Source organism: Pseudomonas sp. yb_9 (assembly GCF_043103635.1).
Taxonomy (GTDB): domain Bacteria; phylum Pseudomonadota; class Gammaproteobacteria; order Pseudomonadales; family Pseudomonadaceae; genus Aquipseudomonas; species Aquipseudomonas monteilii.
The window spans coordinates 177,716-194,008 of record NZ_JBICKA010000079.1 but is presented as its reverse complement, the minus strand read 5'-3'; the positions used below and the strand labels follow the sequence as shown (position 1 = coordinate 194,008).

The window sequence follows — 16,293 nt, the reverse complement described above, 5'->3', positions numbered from 1 at the left end:
ATCAGTTGATGCTGTAGCCTCGCCCGCTGAAGCAAGCCCCCAGCGCCCGTCGGTAGTTGTCCAGCACATTGGCAGGTTGTGCATACGTCGCCGTCGCGGGGTCGAAGCCAGACTGGCTCACCGCCCAGCGATGGCACTGGTAGCGGTCCTGGTCCTGCTGTTGTTGCCCCTGCCCATACATCGGGTAAGCCACCACGTCATACCCGCCGTTTGACGGTGCTACCGGCATAGGCGCCGGTGCAGCAACGGGCGGGTTGACCACCACATACTCCTGGCTGTCCGCCAGGTACTGGTAATAGGTATCGGCCACCAGGAAGAACAGCGCCCCTCCCAGCCAGACCTCACGCGCATAGGAAGGCAGGTAACTGACCCGTACGCCGTAGGGCGGGGCCACTACGATGTAACTGCCACCGTGTGGGCGGTACCAGTAGCCACCGGAATAGAAGTAATCCGCGCCACGGTAGGGCACTTTCCAGTAACGGTCGGGGAAATGATCAATGGTGTGGCCCGGACGATACTGGGGCCCAGGCCCCCAGCCATTGCCATGGCCATCCGGGCGCCCCTGCCAGTCACCACCGGGCCGTGGGCCACCGGCTTGCCAGTGGTGGTCGTCGCCATGGCGATGGGGAATGTCCTGGTAATAACCCTGGCGCGGCGGCTGGGTCTGGCGCACTTCATCGCGCGAGTTGAGCGGGCGGCCAGGCCAGCCCTCGCCTTGCACCTGCTGGCCGCGCTCGCCATGCCCCTCGCCCGGCCCTTCGGCCAGTGCCCCGAGGCTGATGCTCAAACCCAGCAAACCAACACCTGCCGACTGCCAGATGCGCGACTTCATGGTATTCCTCTCGGTAGAAAATACTGCAACCACAGCCAGTCTACCGCGCCCGTCACGCAGGCCAATTAAATTTCCAGACATGAAAAAAGGGAGGCCGCAGGGCCTCCCTTCAGGAATTGTCGTCCGTGCTCGGCACTTGTGGCGCCGGCTCACCTCACACCGTCTTCTGGAGGGTGTGTAGCCCGGGGGCCTGCAGATCCTGTTGGATGGCTGGCCGCGACCGCCCGCCTAGGGCGCGTCGCCGTGGACTGATGTCCGGGCAGTGATTCTGGTGATAAAGATACCGGACAGGTTGCGGCAGAGGATTGCGAATATTGCTCGGATAAATAGCACTTGCGCAATTTTTCACCCTGGATTGATAATTCGCCGCAATACGAACAGAAAAGGCAAATGCCATGAGCAAACTTGACCGCTACGACCTGAGCATCCTCGCCGAATTGCAGCGCGATGCGCGCATTTCCAACCAGGAGCTGGCCGAACGCATCGGCCTGTCGCCTTCGCCATGCTCGCGTCGGGTCAAGCAATTGGAGGACGACGGCTATATCTCCCGCCAGGTAGCCCTGCTCGACCGCAAAAAGCTGGGCCTGAGCCTGACCGCGTACGTGCTGATCGGCATGGACCGTCACACCCCGGAGCGCTTCGAGACCTTCGAGGCAGCCATCCGCAACCTGCCACAAGTGCTCGAATGCAGCCTGGTCACCGGCATGGATGCCGACTATCAGCTTAAGGTGGTGGTACCCGACATGGACCACTACCAGAAACTGCTTCTAGGCAGCCTGACACGTATCGAAGGCGTTACCAGCGTGCGTTCGAGTTTCGTGCTCAACCAGGTGCTGGCCAGTACCGAGATGCCATTGACCCACCTGCGTTAATTGCCATGGCAGCCGGCGTATAATCGGCTGCTCAGACTGCCTGGAGAACACCGATGGATCCCGCCGTATTCGAAGAATGGATGATGATCATCCTGGTCACCGTGCTGATCGGTTTCATGGGTTTCATCGTCTGGGACCTGGCGAAAAAGTCCAAGGCCGGCAAGTTCGGTACGTTGATCCTGTTCTTCGTGCTGGGGCTGGGGGTGTTGGCCTTTATCATCAAAAGCGTGGTGGTGGGGTTTCTCGAAGGCGTGTAGAAACTTCAGGGCCATTCGCGGGCACGCCCGCGAATAGGCCCTTGAACGAAACTAAAGCTTGGCGGGGACTTCGCGCCAGCAGCCCTGCTCCAGCCCATCCAGCGCCCAATCCCCGATCCGCACCCGCACCAGGCGCAAGGTCGGCAGCCCCACCGCCGCCGTCATCCGCCGCACCTGGCGGTTACGCCCTTCGCGGATCACCAGCTCCAGCCAGCTGGTCGGCACGCTCTTGCGAAACCGTACCGGCGGGTTGCGCGGCCACAGCTCGGGTTCGTCCAGCCGCCGTGCCTCGGCGGGCAAGGTAGGCCCATCGTTCAGCTCCACACCATCACGCAAGCGCTGCAACTGCTCGTCGCTCGGTTCACCCTCCACCTGCACCCAGTACGTTTTGGCCAGCTTGTGCTTGGGGTCGGCAATGCGCGCCTGCAGCCCGCCATCGTTGGTGAGCAACAGCAAGCCTTCACTGTCGCGGTCCAGCCGCCCTGCCGGGTACACGCCCGGGATGTCGATGAAGTCCTTGAGCGTCGCCCGCCCGTCGCCGTCGCTGAACTGGGTCAGCACGTCGAACGGTTTGTTGAACAGGATCAGACGCGGCTCGGCGGGTGGCGCCTTGGGCTGGCGACGTGGGCCGGTGGCAGGCCGCGCCTGGGGGCGGCGCGGCTTGTTACGGGGTGGCAGTGACATGGATCCTCAGCGGAACGGCGGCTCATCGAAGCTGCGCAGTTTACGCGAGTGCAGCGAGTTGAGCTCGGTGCGCAGCAAGTCGAGCGCGGCGATGCCGATCTTCAGGTGCTGGCTGACCGCCCGGTTGTAAAAGGCGTTGGCCGAACCCGGTAGCTTGATCTCGCTGTGCAGCGGCTTGTCAGACACACACAGCAGGGTGCCGTAAGGCACGCGCAAACGATAACCCTGGGCGGCGATGGTACCGCTTTCCATGTCCACGGCTACGGCACGCGACAGGTTGATGAGCGGGCGTTCCTGAGCCCAGCGCAACTCCCAGTTGCGGTCGTCGTAGGTCAGCACGGTGCCGGTGCGCAGGCGCTTCTTCAACTGCTCGCCACGCTCGCCGGTGACCTGGGCTGCGGCTTCCTGCAAGGCCAGTTGCACTTCGGCCAGGGCCGGGATCGGGATGTTCGGCGGTACCACCCGGTCGAGAATGCCGTCACGGCGCATGTAGGCGTGCGCCAGCACATAGTCGCCGATGGTTTGCGACTGCCGCAGGCCGCCGCAGTGGCCGATCATCAGCCAGCAGTGTGGGCGCAGCACGGCCAGGTGGTCGGTGATGTTCTTGGCGTTGGACGGGCCGACACCGATGTTGACCAGGGTGATGCCGTCGCCATCGGCGGCAATCAGGTGGTAGGCCGGCATCTGGTAGCGGTGCCAGATCACGCTGGCCACCAGCGCCTGGGTTTCACCGTGGTCCATGCCCTTTTCGATCACCACATTGCCCGGTAGCACCATGCGCACGAAACGCGGGTCGTCACGCAGCTGCTCCAGGCCATGGCTGATGAACTGGTCGACATAGCGGTGGTAGTTGGTCAACAGGATCCATGGCTGCACATGGCGCCAGTCGCTGCCGGTGTAGTGCACCAGGCGGCGCAGCGAGAAGTCGACGCGGGCGGCATCGAACAGCGCCAGCGGGAAAATTTCGGCACGGTCCCAATCGTACAGGCCATCGGCGATGTTGTCGGTGGCGGCCGAAAGGTCGGTGCTGGGGAACACACGCGCCAGTTGCGCGGCGGTAATACCGCTACCGGCCAGCTCGTCGCCCTGGTCGACCACGTAGGGGTAAGGGATGTTCTGCTCGCTGACGCCGACCTCTACCGTGACGGTGTAGTCGTGCATCAATGGGCGCAGTTGCTCCAGCAGGTAGCTACGGAACGCGGCTGGCTGGGTGACGGTAACGCTGTAGGTGCCGGCCACCTGGACCTTGGCGTAGGCCCGCGTGGTGGCGGCCACTTCGCCGTGGCTGTGGTAGGTCAGGCGCAGTGCCGGGTAGCGGAACAGGTCGCGCTCATCGGCGCCTGGCTCGGTACGGTCCTTCAGGTAACGCTTGAGGGCCTGGCTCAGGGCGCCGGTGGCCTGTTCATGCAAGGCCGCCAGACGGTCGACGGCCTGTTCGGGTGTATCAACGACTACAAAAGCGTGGCTCACACTGTGCTTCCTGTCTGGACATGCATGTGAACCATCTTGCCTGCCTTCTTGGGTAAATACATCCCCATTGATCGGTGTTGGCTTCTTCGCGGGCACGCCCACTCCCACACGATATTCGCAACCCTGAGATCAGCGCGGTTTCTGTGGGAGCGGGCGCGCCCGCTAAGAGGCCAACTCAGCCCTCCCAGACGGGTGTTGCTCTTGCCACCAAAGCCTCAACATCCACACCCCGCGGCAATGCCCCATACACCCGGCCACCAGCTGTCAGCCGGCTACCGATAAAGGCATCACTCACCACCGCGTTCCCCGCCTCCAGCAACAGCTTGGCCTGCAACGCCAGGGCAATGTCCTCCGTCAACTGCCGCGCCCGGTACTGCATGTCGCCCGTGTCGGCAAACGCCCCCTTGAGGTTACCGATGTGCGCTGCCAACCGGGGGTCACCCTGCCCATCGCCCAGTTCGGCAAACAACGCGTCCAGCACGCCCGGCTCCTTGGACAAGGCCCGCAGCACATCCAGACATTGCACATTGCCCGAGCCTTCCCAGGTCGAGTTGACCGGTGCTTCGCGGTACAGCCGAGGCAGGATGCTGTCCTCCACATAACCCGCACCGCCCAGGCATTCGGCTGCCTCGTTGATCATGGCCGGCGCTCGCTTGCAGATCCAGTATTTGCCCACGGCCGTGACCAGCCGGGCGAAATGCGCCTGCTGCGGGTCGTCGGGCTGTTCCAGCGCCTGCCCCATGCGCAGGCTCAGGGCCAGCGCGGCCTCGCTTTCCAGGGCCAGGTCGGCCAGCACGTTCTGCATCAGCGGTTGTTCGTTCAACACCCGGCCACCGACCTTGCGGTGCGCGCAGTGGTGAGCCGCCTGAGTCAGCGCCTGGCGCATCAAGGCGCTGGAGCCGACCATGCAGTCGAAGCGGGTCATGGCCACCATCTCGATGATGGTCGGCACGCCCCGCCCTTCCTCGCCAATCATCCACGCCAGCGCCCCCCGGAACTCTACTTCGCTGGAGGCATTGGAGCTGTTGCCGAGCTTGTTCTTCAGCCGCTGGATGTAGAACTGATTGCGGTTGTCGTCCGGGCGATGGCGCGGCAGCAGGAAGCAGCTCAGGCCTTTTTCAGTCTGGGCCAGGGTCAGGAAGGCATCACACATGGGCGCCGAGCAGAACCACTTGTGCCCCACCAGCTCGTAGGCCTGGCCCGGGCCGGGTGCCCCCACCGGATAGGCCCGCGTGGTATTGGCGCGCACATCGGTGCCGCCCTGCTTCTCGGTCATGGCCATGCCCAGGGTAACCCCCGCCTTGTGCCGGTCACCGATGTTGCGCGGGTCATATTCGCAGGCCAGGATTTTCGGCAGCCAGTATTCGGCCAGCTCGGGCTGCAGGCGCAGCGCCGGCACGGCGGCGAAGGTCATGGTCAGCGGGCAACCGGTCCCGGCCTCGGCCTGGCTGTGCAGGTAGGTCATGGAAGCCCGCGCCACATGGGCACCAGCGCGGGGCTCGGCCCAGGGCAAAGAAGGCAGGCCGTGTTCGACGGCCGTTCGCATCAGTTCGTGGTAGGCGGGGTGGAACTCGACCAGGTCGATGCGATGACCGTAGCGGTCGTGGCTGATGAATTCCGGTTTGTGTGCGTTGGCCAGGAAACCGGCCTGCATCAGCGGGCCGCCAGCCAGGGCACCGTAGGCGTCGATCCGCGACTCGGCCCAGCCTGCACCGAAACGCCGGGACCATTCCTGCAGCGGCAGGTCGAGGCGGTAGAGGTTGGCGCCGTCGAGGGGCGGAGGCTGGTTGGTGACTTCGTGGGTTTCAGCGTACTGGTGCAGGTTCATCGGGGGCTCCTGGATCCGGGTAGGCGTGAAGCCCCCAGTGAAGCACCCCGTGCTGTTCCGTCAAAGTGACATTAATGACTAAACGTGTGGTGGGGTGCCCAAGAGGCCATCGGCGTTACAGCGAACGCCGCGCCTGCAGAATGCTCGGGCTCATCTGCACCTGCGAAATCGCCATGTTCAAGCTCAACTCGAACCGGCTCCCCAACCCGCGCGTCGACTCATGCGCCAACCGCGCCCCCAGCAACTCCCCCATCTGCCGGCAGATCGACAAGCCAATCCCCAACCCGCCATAGCGCCGGGTCATCGACCCATCCACCTGGAAGAACCGCTGGTACAGGGTCGATTGCTCAAGGTCATCAAAACCAATCCCGCTGTCACTGACCGTAAAGGTCAACGCCAGATCCCCCGGCCCTACCCGGCGCCCGCGCACCTGGATCATCACCCCGCCCTGGTGGGTGAACTTCAACCCGTTCTCCACCAGGCAGCCAAGGCAGCGGGCCAATTTCTCTCCATCGCCCTCCAGCGCATCCGGCAGGTCAGCCGGGATATCCAGGCTCAGGTACAAGCCTTTGCCCAAGGCCTGCCCGGCATAACCGGCGCGCAACCCCTGCAACAGTGTGCGCAGGCTGAACGGCGCCGGCTGCGCACGCAGGCGGCCGGCCTGCAATTCAGACAAGGTGAGAATGGCATCGACCATGTCCATCATCCCCTGCGCAGACCCCACCGCCGTGCGGTGATACTGGGCCATCTCGGCCTCCATCGGCAGGGTGTGCATCAGTTCCAGCGAGCCGATCACGCCATTCATCGGGGTGCGCAGTTCGTGGGTCACGCTGGCCAGAAACTCATCCTTCAACCGGTTGCTCCTGGCCAGTTGCAGGTTCAACTGCTCCAGCGTGCGTCCTGTTTCGCGCAAGGTTTGCGCCTGCTGCTCGCGCAGGCTGTTGATGCGGTCGGCCAGCGCCAGCGACAGCAGTGCCACCTCCAGCGCCGAACCCAGCTGGCTGGCATACATGGTGATGAACACGTTCGGCAGGTACCCCAGCACCATCAGCGTGTTGACCAGCCCGCCGAGCAGGAAGGCCGTCCAGGCGATGATGAACCAGCGCGCCACGCGCAAGCCCCGCCACCAGGCGTACAGCCCCGCACTGAAGATGCTCACAGTAAACAGCAAGGCCAGCAGCGTGGCCATGCGCAGGGCAATACCGTAGGGCGCGCTCATCGCCATCACCATGACCAGCGCACCGCCCAGCATCAGTAACTGCAGCAACCGGTCGCAACCACGACTGATGTTGTCCAGTTGCAGGAAATGCCGGGCAAACTGGCAACCGAACAGGCCTGCCGCACCGATGAACAGCGGTGTCGAGGCATTCGCCCACCAGGGGCTGTCCGGCCAGAAATAAGCGACACCCGCACCGTTCACCGACACCTGATAGAAACCGAACGAGGCGATGTAAAGGATGTAATAGAGGTAGCTGACGTCCCGCACACTGAGGTAGATGAACAGGTTGTACACCAGCATCACCAACAACACGCCGTAGATCATCCCCAGCACATACAGGCGCGTGGGCTGCTCTTCCATATAGGCTTCAGGGGACCACAGCGCCAGCGGTGCCTGCACCGAGCCCTGGCTGTGCAGGCGCAGGTAGGCGGTGGTCACCTCGCCTGGCGGCAACTGCAGTTCGAACAGGTAGTTGTTCTGTCGGATCTGCCGGCTGTCGTACGGCAAGGCATCGCCGGTGCGCTGCGCCAGGCGGTAGCCGCCACCGCTATCAGGCAAATACAGCTCCAGGTGGTCCAGCGGCGGGTAAGCGAGCTCCAGTAGCCACTGCCGAGGGGCAGCGCCGGGCGCGGCAACCGGGCGCAGCTCGACCTTGAGCCAGAACACCGAGGTGGAGTAACCGGCATTCAGCACGTCTTTATCGTGGGGGCGGAAATGTTTGGCGAACCCGGGGGCACTGACCTGGGCGATGCTGGCACTGCCATCAAGGTCTTCATACACCTGCATGGCCTTGCCCAATGGAAGGTGCTGCGTAGCGCTGTCGAAATCGACCGCTCCAGCCAGCACGGGCAGCAAGCCCAGAAGCACAATCAGCAAATAGCGCATACAGCCCCAGCATGGTCTGTCCGGTCGCGTCGCGTTTGCCTCCCATCCGTTTGAGACGACGTGATCCTGCAGAACCCGTTTGTCGAGTTATCCGAGCACTCTAGCATAGCTTCGCAACCTGGCAATCGGCCATATCAAAAATCAAGAAAAAGGCTCTAAATCAATACTTTCAGAAGAACTCAACAAATAATTCTGACCGATTGATCAACAAAACTCGTTTGTCGGACGATCCGCCCAAACAGGTTTGGTGGTAAGCTCGCCGACCATGAATACCTACAGCTCCCGCCCCGTTGTCCTCTGTCTCTCCGGCCACGACCCAAGTGGCGGCGCCGGCTTGCAGGCAGATATCGAAGCCCTGATCGCCCAAGGCTGTCACGCCGCGCCCGCCGTGACCGCCCTGACTGTGCAGGATACCGTCAACGTTTCCGACTTCCGCGTGCTCGACCGCGAGTGGGTACTGGCCCAGGCCAATGCCGTGCTGGCCGACTCCACGGTGGCCGCCGTCAAGCTGGGCATGCTCGGCTCGATCGAGATGGTCGACACCGTGGCCGAGCTGCTGGCTGCCCATCCGCACCTGCCGCTGGTGTGCGACCCGGTGCTGCGTGCCGGTGGCGGTGGCCGCCTGGGCAAGGACGAAGTGGGCTACGCCCTGCGCGAACGCCTGCTGCCACTGGCGACCATCGCCACGCCGAACCTGCCTGAGGCGCGCATCCTCGCCGAACTGCCCGAAGGCACCGCCGACGCGTGTGCCGAGAAACTCTTGCCGTTCTGTAGACACCTGCTGATTACCGGCGGTCACGGCGACGAAGACGAAATCCACAACCGCCTGTACACCCAGGACGGCAAGCACCACACCTGGACCTGCCAGCGCCTGCCGGGCAGCTATCACGGCTCAGGCTGCACCCTGGCCAGCGCCCTGGCCGGCCGCCTGGCCCTTGGCGAGCAACTGGAAAGCGCCGTACGCAGCGCACTGGACTACACCTGGCGCACCCTGCGTGACGCCGAACAGCTGGGCAAAGGCCAGTACGTGCCGCGTCGCCTGCCCCTGGACTTCTGCTCCTGATACGAGGCCTTTCATGAAGCTACGCGGTCTGTACGCCATCACCGACAGCCAGCTGCTCGCCGGCCGTTTCCTGTCCCATGTCGAGGCGGCACTGGAAGGCGGCGTGTGCCTGCTGCAGTACCGCGACAAAAGCGACGACGCCGCGCGCCGCCTGCGCGAAGCCGAAGGGCTGATGAAGCTCTGCGAGCGCTACGGCACGCAACTGCTCATCAACGACGACGCCGAACTGGCCGCACGCCTGGGCGTCGGCGTGCACCTGGGCCAGACCGATGGCCCGCTGACCCCGGCCCGTGCCCTGCTCGGCCGCCAGGCGATCATCGGCTCCACCTGTCATGCCAGCCTCGACCTGGCCGCCCAGGCCGCCAGCGAAGGGGCCAGCTACGTGGCCTTTGGCCGCTTCTTCAATTCCGTCACCAAGCCGGGTGCGCCCGCTGCCAACGTCCAACTGCTGGAGCAGGCACGCGCCCAGGTGAAACTGCCGATCGCGGTGATCGGCGGCATCACCCTCGACAACGCCGCCCCGCTGGTCGCCCACGGCGCCGACCTGCTGGCGGTGATCCACGGCCTGTTCGGTGCCGACAGCGCGCAGGAAGTTACCCGCCGCGCCCGCGCCTTCAATGCCTTGTTAGCATCCTGATTTCGAGAGAACCTTTCATGTCCCGTTCCGAAGACCTGTTCGCCAAAGCCCAGAAGCACATCCCCGGTGGCGTCAACTCGCCAGTGCGCGCGTTCAAAAGCGTGGGCGGCACGCCGCTGTTCTTCAAGCATGCCGAAGGCGCCTACGTCGTTGACGAGGACGACAAGCGCTACGTCGATTATGTCGGTTCCTGGGGCCCGATGATCCTCGGCCACGGCCACCCGGACGTGCTGGAGTCGGTACGCAAGCAGCTGGAGCACGGCCTGTCCTATGGCGCACCGACCGCCATGGAAACCGACATGGCCGACCTGGTCTGCTCGCTGGTACCGTCCATGGAAATGGTGCGCATGGTCAGCTCGGGCACCGAGGCCACCATGAGCGCCATCCGCCTGGCCCGTGGCTACACCGGCCGTGATGCAATCATCAAGTTTGAAGGCTGCTACCACGGCCACTCCGACAGCCTGCTGGTAAAAGCCGGTTCCGGCCTGCTGACCCAGGGCGTGCCAAGCTCGGCGGGCGTACCGGCCGACTTCGCCAAGCACACCCTGACGCTGCCGTTCAACGACATCGCCGCCGTCGAGAAGACCCTGGCCGACGTCGGCCAGACCGTGGCCTGCATCATCGTCGAGCCGGTGGCAGGCAACATGAACTGCGTACCGCCGGCGCCCGGCTTCCTTGAAGGCCTGCGCGAGCAGTGCGACAAACACGGCGTGGTGCTGATCTTCGACGAAGTGATGACCGGCTTCCGCGTTTCCCTGGGCGGCGCCCAGGGCCACTACGGCATCAAGCCGGACCTGTCCACCTTCGGCAAGATCGTCGGTGGCGGCATGCCGGTCGGCTGCTTCGGCGGCAAGCGTGAAATCATGGGCTGCATCGCCCCGCTTGGCCCGGTCTACCAGGCCGGCACCCTGTCGGGCAACCCGCTGGCCATGGCCGCCGGCCTGACCACCCTGAAGCTGATCAGCCGCCCAGGCTTCCACGCTGAGCTGACCGACTACACCAGCCGCATGCTCGACGGCCTGCAACAGCGCGCCGATGCCGCTGGCATACCGTTTGTCACCACCCAGGCCGGCGCCATGTTCGGCCTGTACTTCAGCGGCGCCGACGACATCGTCACCTTCGAAGACGTGATGGCCAGCGATGCCGAGCGTTTCAAGCGCTTCTTCCACCTGATGCTGGAGGGTGGCGTGTACCTGGCACCGAGCGCGTTCGAGGCGGGCTTCACCTCCATCGCCCATGGCGACAAGGAGCTGCAGATCACCCTGGATGCGGCTGAAAAGGCCTTTGCAGCCCTGAAGTAACTGCCAGCCTGCACCGGCCTCTGTGGGAGCGGCGGTTCGGCGCCCCGACTTGCCCGCGAAGAGGCCGGTACAGGAAATAATTACCCCAGCACAATCAGCTGACTTCCCCAGCCAAGCAGAAATTCGAGTAAAACTTTGTAAGGTTGGCGCTGCTTATCCCATAATGTGCCACCAGAGACATTGGCCGCAGCTTCACAGAGGTAAGTCGATCCCCATGAACCGCACCGGCCGCGCCCTGACCCTGGGCTGCCTGTTGCTTCTTCAGCCCCTGCTGGCCCTGGCGGAGGGCGGTAACTCGTTGCTCATTCCGGCGACGGGCCGCTGCACCTTGAACGTTCAGCCTGAAGACCTGGCAAACGCCCTCAAGGCCTGCGAGCAGACGGCAACCGCAGGGGATGCCCAGGCACAGTTCGAACTGGGCGAGTACTTCTACACGCAAACGCCAAAAAACCTCGACAAAGCCCTGGACTGGTTCCAGAAGGCTTCGCTGCAAGGCCACGCCGACGCGCAGTACCGCCTGGGGGCCATGTTCTTCCATGGCGAAGGGGTCAAGGCCAACAACGTGCAGGCCTACATCCTGCTGAAGATGGCCGCCGTCAACGGCGCAGAAGATGCGCTGGACATGGCCGACGAAGTGACCGAGCAAATGCCCCGCGACGAGCTTGAGCACGCCACTCAGGTGCTCGGCCAGATCTTCCGCAAGTACCTGCTGGAACTGCAGAACGCCGAAGGGCGTACGCCGTTCTCGCCGCTCCCCTGAGGCTTACTTTTCCGGCATCGGCATCGGGAATGGCATGACATTGCCGCCGCCCTTGGCTTCGCTGATCTTGGCCGTGCCCAGGCGCTCCACCTCATCGATGCGCACGATCGAGTGCATCGGCACAAAACTGCGGACTACCCCCTCGAACTGGCTCTTGAGCTTTTCCTCGCTCGGGTCCACCACCAGTTGCGAGCGCTCGCCGAACACGAACTCCTCGATTTCCAGAAAGCCCCACAGGTCGCTCTGGTAGATCTGCTTGGCATACATCTCGAAGACCTGCCCCTGGTTGAGGAAGATCACTTTATAGATGGCAGGTTCGCGTTTGCTCATGTTCGGCGGGATAACACATGCGTAAGAAAAGGCGGGCATCATAGCAGACAGGTTTGCTGATCTGTGTCGGCTGTACCGGCCCTACATACCGTTGAACGTTTCAGTGCTTTCGCCACTGCCATTCAAGGGTTATTCTTGAGTTCACATCCATTGCCGTCGAGCGGCTAAAAACGACCTTGAACGCACCCATAGAACCCCATCGTTTCATCCTCGAGCCCTTCGAGGCCCACCGTTTCGCCAACCTGTGCGGCCAGTTCGACGAGCACCTGCGCCTGATCGAACAGCGCCTGGCCATCGAAATCCGCAACCGCGGCAATCAGTTCGAACTGATCGGCGAACCCAAGACCACTTCCGCTGCCGAACAGCTGCTGCGCCGTCTCTACCGCGAGACCAAGGCCACCGACCTGTCGCCGGAAACCGTACACCTGTACCTGCAGGAGTCGGCCGTCGAGAACATCGACAACCCGGCCGTCAACGAGGTCAGCGTGTCGTTGCGTACGCGCAAGGGCAACATTCGCCCGCGCGGGCTCAACCAGCAGCGCTACGTGAAGGAAATCCTGGCCAACGACATCAACTTCGGCATCGGCCCGGCCGGTACCGGCAAGACCTACCTGGCCGTGGCCTGTGCCGTTGACGCACTGGAGCGTGAGCAGGTACGCCGTATCCTGCTGGTACGCCCGGCGGTCGAGGCGGGCGAAAAGCTCGGCTTCCTGCCCGGCGACCTGGCGCAGAAGATCGACCCGTACCTGCGCCCGCTGTACGACGCCCTGTACGAAATGCTCGGCTTCGAACACGTGGCCAAGCTGATCGAGCGCCAGGTGATCGAAATCGCCCCGCTGGCCTACATGCGTGGCCGCACCCTGAACAACAGCTTCATCATCCTCGACGAAAGCCAGAACACCACGCTGGAACAGATGAAAATGTTCCTCACCCGCATCGGTTTCGGCTCCACGGCGGTGATCACCGGCGACATCACCCAGGTCGACCTGCCGCGTGGCACCAAATCGGGCCTGGCGCACGTCATCGAGGTGCTGAAAGACGTTCCGGGTATCAGCTTTACCCACTTCCAACCCAAGGATGTGGTTCGTCACCCACTGGTGCAGCGCATTGTCGAAGCCTACGACCGCTTCGAAGCCCACCAGGCCAAGCCCGAGGCGCCCGGCAAAGATGCTTGAACTTGATATTCAACGGGCCACGGACGCTGCCGCCCCGGATGACGCCGCCTTCCGCCGCTGGTGCGAACTGGCCCTGCGCCAGCGCAGTGCCGACTCGGAAATGACCATTCGCCTGGTCGACGAAGCCGAAGGCCGCGAGCTGAACCACACCTACCGGCACAAGGACTACGCGACCAACGTGCTGTCGTTCCCGGCCGACGTGCCTGACGACCTGCTCGATATCCCGTTGCTGGGCGACCTGGTCATCTGCGTGGCGGTGGTCGAGCGCGAAGCGGCCGAACAAGGCAAATCGCTCGAAGCGCACTGGGCACACCTGGTCATGCACGGTTGCCTGCACCTGCTCGGCTACGACCACATCGAGGATGAGGAAGCCGAGGAAATGGAAAGCCTGGAACGGGAATTGCTGGCAGAACTGGGTCACCCCGACCCGTACGCCGACGATGAAACCGACACTCTCACACACTGAAACACGAAGGATCACGAGAACCGCCATGAGCGAAGATCGATCGAGCAACGGGCAGAAGTCCTGGCTGGGTAAACTGACCCAGGCTTTTGCCCATGAGCCGAAAAACCGCCAGGAGCTGCTTGAGCTGCTGCGCGAAGCGCACCAGAACAAGCTGCTGGACAGCGAAGCACTGACCATCGTCGAAGGCGCCATACAGGTCGCCGACCTGCAGGTTCGCGACATCATGGTCCCGCGTTCGCAGATGATCAGCATCAAGGCCAGCCAGTCGCCGCGTGAATTCCTGCCGGCGGTGATCGACGCCGCGCACTCGCGCTACCCGGTAATCGGCGAAAGCCACGACGACGTACTCGGGATCCTGCTCGCCAAAGACCTGCTGCCGCTGATCCTCAAGGAAAACGGCGACAGCTTCAACATCAAGGATTTGCTGCGCCCGGCCACTTTCGTGCCCGAGTCCAAGCGCCTGAACGTGTTGCTGCGCGAGTTCCGTGCCAACCATAACCACATGGCCATCGTCATCGACGAATACGGCGGTGTGGCGGGCCTGGTGACCATCGAGGACGTGCTGGAGCAGATCGTTGGCGACATCGAGGACGAGCATGACGTCGAGGAGGACAGCTACATCAAGCCGCTGCCCAGCGGTGACTTTTTGGTGAAGGCGCTTACCCCGATCGACAACTTCAACGAGTTCTTCGACAGCGAGTTCTCCGATGACGAGTTCGACACGGTCGGCGGCCTGGTGATGAGCGCCTTCGGCCATCTGCCCAAGCGCAACGAAACTACCGAGATCGGGTCTTACAAGTTCCGTATTCTCAACGCCGACAGCCGGCGGATACACTTGCTGCGCCTGACCCCGATCACCCGTTAAGGACTAACATGCGTTGGATCACCCGCCCCGGCTGGCCCGGTAACCTGCTGGCCCTGGCGGCCGGTGCCTCTACCCTCCTGGCCCTGGCGCCGTTCGACATCTGGCCGCTGGCCGTGTTGTCCATCGCCATGCTCTACCTTGGCCTGCGCGAGCTCAGCCCGCGCCAGGCCATGTGGCGTGGCTGGTGGTTCGGTTTTGGCCTGTATGGCGCCGGCACCTGGTGGATTTACGTCAGCATGAACACCTACGGCGGCGCCTCGCCGCTGCTAGCGATTCTGCTGCTGCTGGCGTTCTTCGCCGCGCTGGCCTGGTTCTTTGCCTTGCCGACCTGGCTGTGGGCACGCTGGCTACGGCGCAACGAAGCGCCGCTGGCCGATGCCCTGTGCTTCGCGGCGCTGTGGCTGCTGCAAGAGGTCTTCCGCGGCTGGTTCCTGACCGGTTTCCCCTGGCTTTACGCCGGCTACAGCCAGCTGGACGGCCCGCTGGCGGGCCTGGCTCCGCTGGGCGGCGTGTGGCTGATTTCCTTCACGCTGGCGCTCACTGCTGCCCTGCTGTGCAACCTGCACCGCCTGCGTGCCCGCCCCTCGTTCCTGGCCGTGGGCTGCCTGCTGTTGTTGGCCCCATGGGCACTGGGCCTGGCGCTCAAGGGCCACGCCTGGACCAAACCGGTAGGTGACCCGTTGAAAGTGGCGGCCATTCAGGGCAACGTCGAGCAAGACCTGAAATGGGACCCAGCGCACATCGACGCGCAACTGGCGCTGTACCGCGACCTGAGCTTCAGCTCAAAACCCGTGGATTTGCTGGTGTGGCCAGAAACGGCGGTGCCGGTGCTCAAGGACCAGGCCCAAGGCTACATCGACGTGATGGGCCGTTTTGCTGCCGAGCGGCATTCGGCGCTGATCACCGGCGTGCCAGTGCGGGAAGTGGTGCACCATCAGCACCGCTACTACAACGGCATCACTGTGACCGGTGAAGGTGACGGCACCTACCTCAAGCAGAAGCTGGTGCCGTTTGGCGAGTACGTACCGCTGCAGGACATGCTGCGTGGCGCCATCGAGTTCTTCAACCTGCCCATGTCGGACTTCGCCCGTGGGCCGGAAGACCAGCCACTGCTGCAGGCCAAGGGTTACCAGATTGCGCCGTACATCTGCTACGAAGTGGTCTACCCCGAGTTTGCCGCTGGCCTGGCGGCACGCAGTGACCTGCTGCTGACCATCAGCAACGATACCTGGTTCGGCACCTCGATCGGCCCGTTGCAGCACCTGCAGATGGCACAGATGCGCGCGCTGGAAGCCGGACGATGGATGATCCGCGCCACCAACAACGGCGTGACCGCGCTGATCGACCCGTTTGGCCGTATTACCACGCAGATTCCGCAGTTCCAGCAGGCTGTGCTGTATGGTGAGGTGGTGCCGATGCAGCAACTGACGCCTTACCTGCAATGGCGTTCGTGGCCGCTGGCGATTGTCTGCGCATTGCTGCTGGGCTGGGCGTTGCTGGCAGGCCGCATCGCCAAAACCGTCTGAGTTTTCCTGTACTGGCCTCTTCGCGGGCAAGCCCGCTCCCACAGGATTTTCACAGCCTGGAAGGCATGTGCAGTACCTGTGGGAGCGGGCTTGCCCGCGAAGAGGCCTGCACAGGCGATGCAA

The 16,293-nt window shown here is 63.5% G+C and carries 16 protein-coding genes; 10 read left to right on the top strand and 6 right to left on the bottom strand.

Annotated features, from left to right (window positions below; genetic code table 11):
* Position 1: 1 nt before the first annotated feature.
* Positions 2–832 carry a DUF6515 family protein gene (locus tag ACF8MI_RS21675; protein WP_060498497.1) on the bottom strand — a complete coding sequence of 277 codons (831 nt, stop codon included), beginning with the start codon at positions 830–832 and terminating at the stop codon, positions 2–4.
* A 395-nt stretch (positions 833–1,227) separates the two neighbouring features.
* Here ACF8MI_RS21675 and ACF8MI_RS21670 point away from each other — a divergent pair, with 395 nt between their 5' ends.
* Positions 1,228–1,704 (top strand): Lrp/AsnC family transcriptional regulator, encoded by a 477-nt coding sequence (locus tag ACF8MI_RS21670; protein ID WP_016712159.1) that lies wholly within the window; start codon positions 1,228–1,230, stop codon positions 1,702–1,704.
* A 53-nt stretch (positions 1,705–1,757) separates the two neighbouring features.
* The gene (locus tag ACF8MI_RS21665; protein WP_003249787.1) at positions 1,758–1,961 is read left to right on the top strand and encodes a DUF2788 domain-containing protein; all 204 of its coding nucleotides are present in this window, start codon (positions 1,758–1,760) and stop codon (positions 1,959–1,961) included.
* Between the two features lie 51 nt (positions 1,962–2,012).
* Here the strand turns inward: ACF8MI_RS21665 and ACF8MI_RS21660 are convergent, their stop codons facing one another.
* The 4 genes from ACF8MI_RS21660 to ACF8MI_RS21645 form a co-directional block, all read right to left on the bottom strand.
* Complete coding sequence (locus ACF8MI_RS21660; protein WP_060498499.1) at positions 2,013–2,645, bottom strand: pseudouridine synthase; 633 nt, start codon at positions 2,643–2,645, stop codon at positions 2,013–2,015.
* A 6-nt stretch (positions 2,646–2,651) separates the two neighbouring features.
* Positions 2,652–4,115, bottom strand: a complete 1,464-nt coding sequence (gene amn / locus ACF8MI_RS21655) for an AMP nucleosidase (RefSeq protein ID WP_060498500.1) — start codon at positions 4,113–4,115, stop codon at positions 2,652–2,654.
* A 175-nt stretch (positions 4,116–4,290) separates the two neighbouring features.
* Entirely contained in the window at positions 4,291–5,943 is a 1,653-nt protein-coding gene (locus ACF8MI_RS21650; RefSeq protein WP_060498501.1) for an acyl-CoA dehydrogenase family protein, read from the bottom strand.
* Positions 5,944–6,058: 115 nt separating this feature from the next.
* Positions 6,059–8,047 carry a hybrid sensor histidine kinase/response regulator gene (locus tag ACF8MI_RS21645; protein WP_200928828.1) on the bottom strand — a complete coding sequence of 663 codons (1,989 nt, stop codon included), beginning with the start codon at positions 8,045–8,047 and terminating at the stop codon, positions 6,059–6,061.
* A 265-nt stretch (positions 8,048–8,312) separates the two neighbouring features.
* Here ACF8MI_RS21645 and ACF8MI_RS21640 point away from each other — a divergent pair, with 265 nt between their 5' ends.
* The 4 genes from ACF8MI_RS21640 to ACF8MI_RS21625 all read left to right on the top strand — a co-directional run bounded on the left by ACF8MI_RS21640 (position 8,313) and on the right by ACF8MI_RS21625 (position 11,808).
* Complete coding sequence (locus ACF8MI_RS21640; RefSeq protein WP_104833893.1) at positions 8,313–9,110, top strand: hydroxymethylpyrimidine/phosphomethylpyrimidine kinase; 798 nt, start codon at positions 8,313–8,315, stop codon at positions 9,108–9,110.
* Positions 9,111–9,123: 13 nt separating this feature from the next.
* Complete coding sequence (gene thiE / locus ACF8MI_RS21635) at positions 9,124–9,747, top strand: thiamine phosphate synthase (protein WP_200928829.1); 624 nt, start codon at positions 9,124–9,126, stop codon at positions 9,745–9,747.
* 17 nt (positions 9,748–9,764) lie between these two features.
* Complete coding sequence (gene hemL, locus ACF8MI_RS21630) at positions 9,765–11,048, top strand: glutamate-1-semialdehyde 2,1-aminomutase (RefSeq protein WP_104833891.1); 1,284 nt, start codon at positions 9,765–9,767, stop codon at positions 11,046–11,048.
* A gap of 214 nt (positions 11,049–11,262) precedes the next feature.
* On the top strand, positions 11,263–11,808 hold the full coding sequence (locus tag ACF8MI_RS21625; protein ID WP_016712168.1) for a tetratricopeptide repeat protein: 546 nt from the start codon (positions 11,263–11,265) through the stop codon (positions 11,806–11,808).
* A 3-nt stretch (positions 11,809–11,811) separates the two neighbouring features.
* On the opposite strand, the gene ACF8MI_RS21620 is transcribed toward ACF8MI_RS21625, so the two are convergent.
* The gene (locus tag ACF8MI_RS21620; RefSeq protein WP_060498505.1) at positions 11,812–12,138 is read right to left on the bottom strand and encodes a DUF1820 family protein; all 327 of its coding nucleotides are present in this window, start codon (positions 12,136–12,138) and stop codon (positions 11,812–11,814) included.
* A gap of 176 nt (positions 12,139–12,314) precedes the next feature.
* Here ACF8MI_RS21620 and ACF8MI_RS21615 point away from each other — a divergent pair, with 176 nt between their 5' ends.
* The 4 genes from ACF8MI_RS21615 to lnt are packed head-to-tail and all read left to right on the top strand — an operon-like array spanning position 12,315 to position 16,170.
* Positions 12,315–13,313 (top strand): PhoH family protein, encoded by a 999-nt coding sequence (locus ACF8MI_RS21615; RefSeq protein ID WP_060498506.1) that lies wholly within the window; start codon positions 12,315–12,317, stop codon positions 13,311–13,313.
* A complete protein-coding gene (ybeY, locus tag ACF8MI_RS21610; protein WP_060498507.1) occupies positions 13,306–13,779 on the top strand; it encodes an rRNA maturation RNase YbeY in 474 nt (157 codons plus the stop codon). Before ACF8MI_RS21615 ends, ybeY begins: the two co-directional genes overlap by 8 nt.
* A gap of 25 nt (positions 13,780–13,804) precedes the next feature.
* On the top strand, positions 13,805–14,644 hold the full coding sequence (locus tag ACF8MI_RS21605) for an HlyC/CorC family transporter (RefSeq protein WP_016712172.1): 840 nt from the start codon (positions 13,805–13,807) through the stop codon (positions 14,642–14,644).
* Between the two features lie 8 nt (positions 14,645–14,652).
* Positions 14,653–16,170: an apolipoprotein N-acyltransferase gene (gene lnt, locus ACF8MI_RS21600; protein WP_200928830.1), complete on the top strand. Its 1,518-nt coding sequence runs from the start codon at positions 14,653–14,655 to the stop codon at positions 16,168–16,170.
* Positions 16,171–16,293: the final 123 nt, after the last annotated feature.

Coding starts and splice junctions, on each gene's coding strand:
- ACF8MI_RS21675 (WP_060498497.1), bottom strand. CDS start 832: ATGAAGTCGCGCATCTGGCAGTCGGCAGGTGTTGGTTTGCTGGGTTTG.
- ACF8MI_RS21670 (WP_016712159.1), top strand. CDS start 1,228: ATGAGCAAACTTGACCGCTACGACCTGAGCATCCTCGCCGAATTGCAG.
- ACF8MI_RS21665 (WP_003249787.1), top strand. CDS start 1,758: ATGGATCCCGCCGTATTCGAAGAATGGATGATGATCATCCTGGTCACC.
- ACF8MI_RS21660 (WP_060498499.1), bottom strand. CDS start 2,645: ATGTCACTGCCACCCCGTAACAAGCCGCGCCGCCCCCAGGCGCGGCCT.
- ACF8MI_RS21650 (WP_060498501.1), bottom strand. CDS start 5,943: ATGAACCTGCACCAGTACGCTGAAACCCACGAAGTCACCAACCAGCCT.
- ACF8MI_RS21645 (WP_200928828.1), bottom strand. CDS start 8,047: ATGCGCTATTTGCTGATTGTGCTTCTGGGCTTGCTGCCCGTGCTGGCT.
- ACF8MI_RS21640 (WP_104833893.1), top strand. CDS start 8,313: ATGAATACCTACAGCTCCCGCCCCGTTGTCCTCTGTCTCTCCGGCCAC.
- thiE (WP_200928829.1), top strand. CDS start 9,124: ATGAAGCTACGCGGTCTGTACGCCATCACCGACAGCCAGCTGCTCGCC.
- hemL (WP_104833891.1), top strand. CDS start 9,765: ATGTCCCGTTCCGAAGACCTGTTCGCCAAAGCCCAGAAGCACATCCCC.
- ACF8MI_RS21625 (WP_016712168.1), top strand. CDS start 11,263: ATGAACCGCACCGGCCGCGCCCTGACCCTGGGCTGCCTGTTGCTTCTT.
- ACF8MI_RS21620 (WP_060498505.1), bottom strand. CDS start 12,138: ATGAGCAAACGCGAACCTGCCATCTATAAAGTGATCTTCCTCAACCAG.
- ybeY (WP_060498507.1), top strand. CDS start 13,306: ATGCTTGAACTTGATATTCAACGGGCCACGGACGCTGCCGCCCCGGAT.
- ACF8MI_RS21605 (WP_016712172.1), top strand. CDS start 13,805: ATGAGCGAAGATCGATCGAGCAACGGGCAGAAGTCCTGGCTGGGTAAA.
- lnt (WP_200928830.1), top strand. CDS start 14,653: ATGCGTTGGATCACCCGCCCCGGCTGGCCCGGTAACCTGCTGGCCCTG.